We start from the raw sequence: 9,888 nt of genomic DNA, 5'->3' as shown, positions 1-9,888 counted from the left end.
AAATTGCGAGGGCTAGTTGCTATTTAAAGACACTCAATCTTCTTTACGATTCACCTTGATGAAAGTTAATCTTATAAAATTTCTTTGGTCTGCCGCGAAGCTTTTCATGCTTCTTATAAATTAATTCAGCAACGCCTTTACTTTCTAGCTCGTTCAGTATGCGATTAGAGCTTCTGATGGTGATATCTAAATGTAAGGCAATATCAGCAGAGGATAATTCATTCGTGTTTGTTTTTTCAATGACAGATAGAATCTTTTGGATTAAAAGGAGGGAAATATTTAATTTTTCACTTAATCGTTGTAGCTCAGGAGTTTCTTCTGTCATTTGTAAAACAACTTTTTCTTCTGTATTTGGACTTATTAGTTGACCACTTTCTGTAATAATAAATGATGGCTTTTCCTGTTGGTGAGCTTCGTGGTTGGCAATATGTGCTTTTTTCCGAGCTTCATCAATGTTTTGACCAATTCCCCACCCGATATTAATGGCAAACGGTAAGTTTTCCGATAAAGCCTCTACTAATGCATCTTGTGAAAAGTTATTAGTCATCGTTAGTAAATCCTTTTGAGAGGTGAAAATTTCAAAATGAACACTTTGTTTTTGTATAATCATCGTTAAATGATTCTTTTTACTATATTCCAATAGCGTAGTATGCAACAAGCTTTGATTAAATTCTGCATTTGTATTTTCTATCTTAGAAGGAATCAAGGCATCACTTGTTATTTCACCAATCGCCATAATACTTTCTGATAATTGTTTATGTCGGACCTCTAAAATAACTTTTTCAAATACTTCTAAAATCGTTTCTGGAGATGCTGTGATAAGCTCTGCGTTCACACCTTGCTCAGAAAGCTTGTCTAATATATTACTAAAAGCAGTAATAGATAGATCTACCTTTCCAGATCTATTTAATTCGATATGTCTTTCTAATAATTCCCCATAAAAATTATCCGTAATATCTAAATGGATAATATGTGCCTCTTCATTGTTTAAATATAATTCCTCTAATTTAATTAAATCTGTATATCCACTAAAGTCAAATGTCACTTTAGAAAAGTCCAAGTTAGGATATTCTCTACTGATATGAAATAGCTTTTTATAAAAATCTCGCTCATTTGCCATGTAGTAGTAAGTGGGTATTTGATAAATAACATTTGAGCTTTGCAATACTAAATGGGCTAGGCCGTTCATAACAACTGCATCAAAAAATAAATAGTTTTCTAAATATAATGGTTTAATTTCAGAAAGCTTTTTATATGTAAAAAAAGTTAATTCGCAGCGTTCTTTTAATTGTTCTTTGATTGGTAAAACATCTTGTAGAGAATTATGCGCTACAATCACACCGATTCGAATCAAAATGAATTCTCCTCCTAGATTTTTCTATTAGCTCTAGTATATTTGACATTTGCATCTTATAGCAATATTGAAGCATATTTTTTGAATTTTGTTGATTTTTTTCATAAGCATCCTCTATAATCATTTAAAGACAGTCTTTAATATGTCCAAAAATAAACACAAGGGGGACTCTTATTGGAAAGGTCTAACACAAGTAATCAGAAGTACATAATTCTTGGGATTTTATTTTTAACTTGGATTGTAAATTATTTGGATAAGCTATCTATGAATGTAGCAATTATTCCTATTGCGGAGGAGTTTAGTTTAAATGAGACGCAAGCAGGGTTAATTATCAGTGTCTTTTTCATGAGTTATGCAGTGATGCAGTTAGTTGGGGGATATTTATCAGATAAATATGGGGCAAGACGTATGATTCTTATTTCGGTTCTATTGTGGTCTATTTTCACGATTTTAACTGGCTTTGCATGGTCATTTGTATCACTTATTGCGATTCGGTTACTCTTTGGGATTGGAGAAGGAAGTTTTCCTGCAGCTAGCTCATTAGCAATTGCGGACAATTTCCCAAAATCAGAACGAGGTCGTGCAAAGTCAACGCTTACAGCTGCTACTACTATTGGTAGTATGATTTCGACTATTGTAGCTGCTGCTTTAATAATTTCTATTGGTTGGCGAAATTTATTCTTTATTTTTGGTGTTTTAGGATTCCTATTAACGATTGTCCTTTATTTTTTATTAAAGCCAAACACTCAATACAGAGAAGGGGCAAAGTCTATTAAAGTGAAAGTGCCATTAAAAAAATTATTAAAAATGCCAATGCTCTGGCAGTTAATGTTGATGTACTTTGGCGTCAGTATTGTCAATTGGGGACTTACATCGTGGATGCCGACTTATATGGTAAAGGCAAAAAATTTAGATATGGTTTCGATGGGAGCACTAGCAATAATTCCTGCGTTGGCAGCATTAATTGCTGTAGTGCTAACAGGCTGGCTAATTGATAAATTTGCTGTTGGTAAAGAGAAATATTTAATTATGTTTGGTGCTTTTATTGCAGGCATTAGTTTATTTTTCATGACGAACGCTTCTTCAATTACGATGATTGTAACATTTCAAGCTTTAACATTGGCGGGCTGCTTGTTTGCTACAACAACGATATTAACTTTACCACTTAAATATTTCTCACATGATGTTATTGGAACGGCAACAGGGTTTATGTATTTTGGTGGTCAGATAGCTGGTGCAATATCTCCATCTATAATGGGGTACATCATCTCGCTATTTAATGGATCTTATTCAGCAGCATTCTTGTTCTTAATGGTTATGGTTATAATTCCTATTCTAACAGCGACAACTTTAAGAACTAAAACATCAATAACTACAAATCCAACAGCTTAATAAAAATAGAAAACGGAGTGAAAGGTTTATGTCTAATTCTTATATAAATGAAATATCCAAAATTATTGAAGAGAAGCGAGATAAATATATAAATATCAGCGATAAAATTTGGAACTTTGCCGAAATTCGTTTTGAGGAATTTCAATCTGCTGAATTATTATGCACGGCATTGGAAAGTGAAGGTTTTCAAGTTGAGAAGGGAGTGGCTGACCTAGAAACGGCTTTTATCGGTAGCTACGGAAGTGGGAAACCTGTTATTACTTTTTTAGGAGAATATGATGCCCTTTCTGGCTTAAGTCAAAAAGGAGGGGCAGCAATGAAAGCTGCTACTCAAGAAGGGGGAAATGGTCATGGCTGTGGACATAATCTTCTCGGTACAGGATCCTTGGCAGCGGCAGTAGCTTTACGTGATTACATGGAAAAACATAATATTCCTGGTACAATCAGATTTTATGGTTGTCCAGCAGAAGAAGGTGGCTCTGGCAAAACATTAATGGTCCGTGCAGGTCTTTTTGATGATGTAGATTTTGCTTTATGCTGGCATCCCGCTGACCATAATTTAATGATGTGTACGAGCTCCTTAGCCAATGTTCAAGCTTCCTTTAAGTTTACTGGACGTTCTGCCCATGCAGCTCAGGCACCGCATTTAGGTCGCAGTGCACTGGATGCCGTTGAACTTATGAACGTGGGAGTTAACTATCTTCGTGAGCATATAATTCCAGAAGCACGCGTGCACTATGCAGTGACAAATACAGGTGGATTATCACCGAATATTGTACAAGCAGATGCAAGTGTACTTTATTTAGTACGTGCACCAAAAACAAGCCAAGTCAATGAAATTTATGATCGTGTCTGTAGGATTGCTGAGGGTGCCACATTAATGACAGGTACAAATGTTGAAATCATCTTTGACAAAGCATGCTCTAATCTAGTTCCAAACCATACAATGCAGCAAATAATGTTTGAACAGTTTACACAACTTGGTACACCACAATTCAGTGAACAAGATTATGAATTTGCTACTGAGATTAGAAAGACTCTTTCTGAGCAGGAAAAAAATGGAGGAGGTCTGGCCGCTATTCCAGTATTTAGAGAGCTACTTGCAAAGGAAAAGGATACAGCATTATCAACAACGTTATTCCCTTACAATAAAGCATTTACAACTATCACGATGCCAGGCTCAACAGATGTGGGGGATGTAAGCTGGGTTGTCCCAACTGCACAATGTACAACGACATGTCATGCACAAGGGACACAACTGCATTCTTGGCAGGCCGTTGCTACAGGTACGACATCTATCGCTCATAAAGGGATGCTTCATGCTGGGAAAGTTATGGCTGCCACTGCTGCTGCGATGCTGGCGCAACCGGAATTAATTGAACAAGCAAAGCAAGAGCTAAAAGAACGTTTAGGAAATGAGATTTATCAAAATCCAATTCCTCAAGATGTTAAACCTTCACACATCCGCAAATACTCATCTGACGTAATCGAATAATTGAAAAAGAGGCGTCAAGGCAAGAAAACTGTCATTGACGCTTCTTTTGTTTTTTATAACGAAGAGGAGACGTTGCCATCTTCTATTAAAAATTCAACACAGTTTCTGCCTCGTTCTTTTGCTTGATATAACGCTTTATCACATCTTGATAATAATGTATTTCGCGTATCACCATCTACATAGCTAGTTACACCGAAGCTACTAGTTTTTCGTTGCACAACAGGGAATTGATGATTTTCTAATTGTTGACGAAGCTTTTCAGAAAGCTTTACAGCATCATTTAGTGTAGTTTGAGGACAAATAACTAAAAACTCCTCGCCACCCCATCTTCCAATTGTATCTTGTTCTCGAATCGTATTTTGCAATATCTCTGCTACGTTCATTAAAACCAAGTCGCCTACTTGATGGCCAAACTCATCATTTACTTCTTTAAAATAATCAATATCTAGTAGAATAATAGAGAACGGAACTTCTTGATGTTGAGCATGTTCAAATGCTTCTTCTAATACATAATCTAACCTTACACGATTTGGGATTTGAGTAAGGCGATCTGTATTTGCTAATGTTTCAAGCTCAAGTTTTGCCCTTTCTAGCTCTTGTGTTCGTTCTTTTACTTTATGTTCGAGCGTTTCATTTAGCATTTTTTGCATTTCCTGATGCTCTTTTTTTATAATATTGATTTTATCGCCTAATGCTAATGATAAAAATATAGATTCAAAAATAGCACCAACTGCAGGAATATCCTCAAATATAACTGGATGGAATGGAATTATACTTAAAAAAGCCAATGCTTGTACAATAATGGAACCAAGCAGAACGGTCCAACCTACCAAATAACATCTGGCCATTTTCTGACCTTTTAACAACACAAATATTCCTGATAACCAAAGAAAAATAAAGACTACTACAGCAAAAATAATTGTAAAATCATTTGTAATCGTAACATCAGGGACAATGAATGAAGCAATTAAAGAAAGTATAGTGATCCATAATAGTAAATTCCCGATTTTGTGGGATCGAGGTAAATATTTTTTTAGTTCAAGAAACTCTGTGCAAAATAGAATCATAAACAAAAGTAAAAGATTCCCACTTATAGCGGAAGATTTTATAAAATACCATTTAGGCAAATATTGACTTGCTAATTCAATATCTAAAGAATTCAATGTTCCTTGATAGAGAATAAAACTTAACATATACATAACATAGTATAAATAAGCCTTTTCTTTTAAAGAAAAGTACAAAAATAAATTATAGATTAATAATGCAGATAAAAATCCATAAAAAATCCCTGTAAAATATTTATACTCAATAATTTTTTCTAGAAAAGAATCTGTTGTAAAAAGATAGGAGATTAAATTCAATGGTAATACACCGTCTAATTTAATATAAATTTCCTTGATAGTTGGGTCATTAATGGTAAATAAGTTAGAACGAAATTTGATGTTTTGATCGTTAATATATGAAATTCCACCCTTTTGAACTTCATAGGAGCCATCCTCTTTCACTAAAAACATCTCAATACTATCTAGCTTATCAGTAGCTTCTATCCAGTAAGACTCTTGTTTATCCTTTATTATTTCATCTGCGTATAATCTTAGCCAAATCGTATCATCTGTATGCCAAAAGAATAAATACTTTTGGTTACTAGCAACAAAGGAGTTGTCATATTTATCCGTTAATATGTCATCAATCGTAATATTTTTTGAAGAGTCACGAAAAATAGAGTAATATTGTCCTAATATAACAGATTCTGATTGCTCTGAAGCATGACTTGGTGTAATAAATTGTACCGTTAATGTAAATATAATTGCGATTATATAAAATAGCACGATGTATTTAACGATTTTTTTTTTCATTATTTATTCTTTTCTCCTACTCCTCAAATATTAAATTTGGTTGACTTTGTAATGACAAAACAACGGAACTTAATAAATACACCTCTATAAAAGAGTTTTATGTAAATATATCATATTTAGTATTTTTAGGGCTTTTTATGAACACTAAATATAGGTTTAAAATAACTTAATTGTGATAATTAGTTAGGTATGTTCTCATACTTGATTATTGTCAAAGACCATAAGAGCAAGAATGAGGACGAAATGAATATCTATTTCCTGATAATATGATGGCTAATAAGTAATAAGGAGGCATCATGATGTCAAAAATTCAGGAATTTAATGAGCTACATTCAGCTAAAGAACTATTATTTATAGGAAATGCGTGGGATTTATTATCTGCGTTAACTTTAGAAAAAGTTGGTTTCAAAGCGATTGGTACAACAAGCTGGGGAATTGCCAATTCACTAGGGTATGCAGATGGTGAGTTAATTGATTTTGATCGACACTTAGCCATTATTAAAACAATTGCAAACAATGTAAAAATACCTGTTTCCGCAGATATTGAGGCGGGATATGGACAAGATCAGAAAACAATTTTAGAAAATGTTTTAAGGACGGCAGATGTTGGTGTTGCAGGGATCAATATTGAGGATTATCTCAAAAAACAAAAGGGATTACGTAATTTAAAAGAGCATTGTAACCTTCTAGCAGAAATGAGAACGATGTTAGATAATCACGGTTATAAAAATTTCTATATTAATGCTAGAACAGATACGTATTTTCAGCTTCAGAATCCATTTATGGAAACTATGAATAGAGCAAAGGCCTTTGTGGAGAGCGGAGCAAGTGGCATATTTATTCCTGGATTAACAGATGATGAGGAGATAAGAGAAATAACTTTGAATATAGATGCACCCATTAATCTACTCTCTTTACCTGAACTGACGGATTGTAATAAGCTTAAAGAATTAGGGGTTAAACGTTTTAGCTTCGGCAATGCACTATCAGACAAAATCATATCTTATTTAAATATGAATGCTTACCAATTACAAGAGAAGCAAAATACTGCATTTTTATATGAGAACTAGGATAAAAGGGGATGGAATTTAGTGGACAATAAAATAAACCTTTCATTTGAAGAAATGTGGGAAAAAATTATGGCCTGTAATCAAACATATGATGGGCTATTTTATACGGCTGTAAAGACTACTAAAATCTATTGTCGTCCTTCATGCAAATCGCGAAAGCCGAAAAAAATAAATGTAGAATTTTACGATGATATTCAAATGGTTGAGAGTGCTGGATATCGTGCATGTAAAAGGTGCCAGCCTGAAGTGGAACACTCTCCACATACTCAACTCATCAAAAAAGTAACAGCCTATTTAATAAATGAGTATAAACAACGATTAACATTACAGGATATTGCTAATTATGTGGGAATAAGTTCCTTCCATCTTGAACGCCTATTTAAACAAGAAACTGGTGAAACACCGCGAGCTTATTTAGAAAAAATAAGAATAGATAAAGCCGTATATTTTTTAAAAAATACAAGCTATACAAATCTTGAGGTTTGCTATGAAGCCGGATTTCAAAGCCCATCAAACTTTTATAAAGTGTTTCGGAACTTAAAATATTGTTCACCAAGTGAATATCGAAACCTTGTGGGGAGTTAAGGATATGAATTGGATCAATAACGAAACCTATATTGTGATTAATCCACCTGCAGCATTTAATTATACTGAGTGTTTAATATTTTTAAATAGATCTAAGCAAGAGGTGCTGCATCAAATAAAAGACGGCTATTTATATAAATTGCTTCAAGTGGATGGACAAAATATTTTATGTAAAATAGGATATCAATCAAATTGTATAAAAGTTGAATTTCCAATACACGCACCATCTGAAAGAGACTTAGAAAAAATTGCACAGTACATTTGTGAATGGTTTGATTTAGAAAGAAATTTGCACAGTTTTTATGAAATGGCTCAAAAAGATAAAATTTTGCAGCCTCTCGTTAAAAAATACTATGGATTACGAATAATAGGCATGCCAGATTTATTTGAAGCCCTCGTATGGGCAATTATTGGACAACAAATTAATTTAACATTCGCATACACATTAAAAAGACGATTTGTAGAACAATTTGGAGAATGCTTAACATTTGAAGGAGAATCCTATTGGCTGTTTCCGACATCTGAAAGAATTGCTGCTATTCAAGTGGACGACTTAAGAAGCTTACAATATACAGCTAGAAAATCTGAGTACATTATAAATATTGCAAAAATCATGACAAACGGACAATTAACAAAAGAAAAATTGCTTCAACAGGAAGATTTTTTAGAAAGCAAAAATTTCTTAATGTCAATTCGGGGTGTTGGTGCATGGACAGCTGATTATGTGCTGATGAAATGCATACAAGATCCAACCTCGTTTCCTATTGCAGATGCGGGTCTTCATAATGCCTTAAAAAATCAATTAGCATTAAATCGTAAGCCGACTGTTGAGAAAATCAAGAACATCGCAACACATTGGAAAGACTGGGAGGCTTATGCCACTTTTTATTTATGGAGGTCTCTATATGATGAAACAATATAAATTAGATTTTAATTCTCCCATCGGCATCATTGAAATTGTAGGTTCTGATACAGAGGTCTATTCAATAATGTTTTCAGAGCAAGATCAAATAGTAAATGTTCCTCAAAAAGATACACCTCAAGTTTTATTAGATTGCCAACAACAGCTACATGAATATTTCATCGGTGAGCGCCATGAGTTTACATTTACTTATGATTTTGATGGTACTAACTTTCAAAAAGAGGTTTGGAATGCTTTAAAAAGTGTTACTTATGGTGAAACAGCAACATATAAAGAAATTGCCGTTTCCATCGGCAATGAAAAAGCTGTGAGAGCTGTAGGAAGTGCAAATGGCAAAAATAATCTAAGCATCGTCATTCCTTGCCATCGAATTATTGGCTCAAACGGAACATTAACAGGCTATGCAGGTGGGATGTGGAGAAAGGAATGGCTACTACAACATGAAAAATTGAATAGTAAGGGAATTAAGAAATAAATTTATGATGATTATTTCTACGTTTGGGTGATAAGCCATTTAAAAAGTGGTTTATAACCTTTGATTTTCTAACGTTCCTTTGTTTGTAACATAACTTAGCCTAGGAATACGTTTTGTATAAATAAGCGGCAATTGCTAAAAATAAGACCGTCAAAATGGGTGATTTAATTACTCGATAAGTATTTGTAATTTTACCACTTGTTATGACAGTTTTTTTGCAGTATCGACGCTTTTCATACATGTGAAGCATAAATTTCAAATGTATAACTGGCTTCGTATTTACAAGTGAAGGAGGTGTAAACATGAGCGTAGTTTATAGAATCGCTTTAGTGTTAGTCATCATAGGAGCAATCAACTGGGGACTTATAGGATTTTTTAGATTTGACTTAGTTGCCTATTTGTTTGGTGGACAAACCGCAGTATTGTCAAGATGGATATATGCATTCGTTGGATTAGCAGGACTAATATCCTTACCTGTGCTTATTATGCGATTTGATGGGGATGAAGACCTTAATCCTGATCTAAATCTTAATCAAGATCATGATCATCATACTCGCATAGACAGAAATCCAAGCTATGGTATGGAATTTGGTGATGAAGCAGATTTTACGGCATTAAAAACAACTAATGTACTAAAAGAAGAAAAAAAGGATTCACATAGCAAAAATAAAACTAAAAACAAAAACAAAAAATAACCCTTAGTTTATCGATATTACCCAAAAAAACTGGTGACCATTTG

The 9,888-nt window shown here is 33.8% G+C and carries 9 protein-coding genes; 7 read left to right on the top strand and 2 right to left on the bottom strand.

Going from position 1 to position 9,888, the window contains the following annotated elements; genetic code table 11:
- Positions 1-43: 43 nt before the first annotated feature.
- Positions 44-1,354, bottom strand: coding sequence for a hypothetical protein (locus ACQKOF_RS24645; protein WP_427562920.1), 1,311 nt, complete (start codon positions 1,352-1,354; stop codon positions 44-46).
- Positions 1,355-1,528: 174 nt separating this feature from the next.
- On the opposite strand from ACQKOF_RS24645, the gene ACQKOF_RS24640 reads away from it, so the two are divergent.
- Both ACQKOF_RS24640 and ACQKOF_RS24635 read left to right on the top strand, forming a co-directional pair.
- Positions 1,529-2,746 (top strand): MFS transporter, encoded by a 1,218-nt coding sequence (locus ACQKOF_RS24640; RefSeq protein ID WP_427562917.1) that lies wholly within the window; start codon positions 1,529-1,531, stop codon positions 2,744-2,746.
- A gap of 28 nt (positions 2,747-2,774) precedes the next feature.
- A complete protein-coding gene (locus ACQKOF_RS24635; protein WP_427562914.1) occupies positions 2,775-4,241 on the top strand; it encodes a M20 family metallopeptidase in 1,467 nt (488 codons plus the stop codon).
- A gap of 53 nt (positions 4,242-4,294) precedes the next feature.
- Here the strand turns inward: ACQKOF_RS24635 and ACQKOF_RS24630 are convergent, their stop codons facing one another.
- Positions 4,295-6,097 carry a sensor domain-containing diguanylate cyclase gene (locus tag ACQKOF_RS24630; RefSeq protein ID WP_427562911.1) on the bottom strand — a complete coding sequence of 601 codons (1,803 nt, stop codon included), beginning with the start codon at positions 6,095-6,097 and terminating at the stop codon, positions 4,295-4,297.
- Positions 6,098-6,396: 299 nt separating this feature from the next.
- Here ACQKOF_RS24630 and ACQKOF_RS24625 point away from each other — a divergent pair, with 299 nt between their 5' ends.
- The 5 genes from ACQKOF_RS24625 to ACQKOF_RS24605 all read left to right on the top strand — a co-directional run bounded on the left by ACQKOF_RS24625 (position 6,397) and on the right by ACQKOF_RS24605 (position 9,844).
- On the top strand, positions 6,397-7,167 hold the full coding sequence (locus tag ACQKOF_RS24625) for an isocitrate lyase/PEP mutase family protein (protein WP_427562909.1): 771 nt from the start codon (positions 6,397-6,399) through the stop codon (positions 7,165-7,167).
- A gap of 21 nt (positions 7,168-7,188) precedes the next feature.
- Positions 7,189-7,752, top strand: coding sequence for a bifunctional transcriptional activator/DNA repair enzyme AdaA (locus tag ACQKOF_RS24620; RefSeq protein WP_427562906.1), 564 nt, complete (start codon positions 7,189-7,191; stop codon positions 7,750-7,752).
- 4 nt (positions 7,753-7,756) lie between these two features.
- Positions 7,757-8,674: a DNA-3-methyladenine glycosylase family protein gene (locus tag ACQKOF_RS24615; protein ID WP_427562903.1), complete on the top strand. Its 918-nt coding sequence runs from the start codon at positions 7,757-7,759 to the stop codon at positions 8,672-8,674.
- Positions 8,658-9,149, top strand: a complete 492-nt coding sequence (locus ACQKOF_RS24610) for a methylated-DNA--[protein]-cysteine S-methyltransferase (protein ID WP_427562901.1) — start codon at positions 8,658-8,660, stop codon at positions 9,147-9,149. The genes ACQKOF_RS24615 and ACQKOF_RS24610 overlap by 17 nt, the downstream gene beginning before the upstream one ends.
- 302 nt (positions 9,150-9,451) lie before the next feature.
- Positions 9,452-9,844, top strand: a complete 393-nt coding sequence (locus ACQKOF_RS24605) for a DUF378 domain-containing protein (protein WP_427562898.1) — start codon at positions 9,452-9,454, stop codon at positions 9,842-9,844.
- Positions 9,845-9,888 lie beyond the last annotated feature (44 nt).

Source organism: Lysinibacillus sp. NPDC093190 (assembly GCF_050280425.1).
In the GTDB taxonomy this organism is placed as follows: Bacteria; Bacillota; Bacilli; order Bacillales_A; family Planococcaceae; genus Lysinibacillus.
This window is presented reverse-complemented; position numbering and strand designations above follow the sequence as displayed.

Excerpts from the sequence above, each read along its gene's own strand:
- ACQKOF_RS24605 (WP_427562898.1), top strand. The coding sequence starts at position 9,452 with ATGAGCGTAGTTTATAGAATCGCTTTAGTGTTAGTCATCATAGGAGCA.
- ACQKOF_RS24635 (WP_427562914.1), top strand. The coding sequence starts at position 2,775 with ATGTCTAATTCTTATATAAATGAAATATCCAAAATTATTGAAGAGAAG.
- ACQKOF_RS24615 (WP_427562903.1), top strand. The coding sequence starts at position 7,757 with ATGAATTGGATCAATAACGAAACCTATATTGTGATTAATCCACCTGCA.
- ACQKOF_RS24630 (WP_427562911.1), bottom strand. The coding sequence starts at position 6,097 with ATGAAAAAAAAAATCGTTAAATACATCGTGCTATTTTATATAATCGCA.
- ACQKOF_RS24625 (WP_427562909.1), top strand. The coding sequence starts at position 6,397 with ATGTCAAAAATTCAGGAATTTAATGAGCTACATTCAGCTAAAGAACTA.
- ACQKOF_RS24610 (WP_427562901.1), top strand. The coding sequence starts at position 8,658 with ATGATGAAACAATATAAATTAGATTTTAATTCTCCCATCGGCATCATT.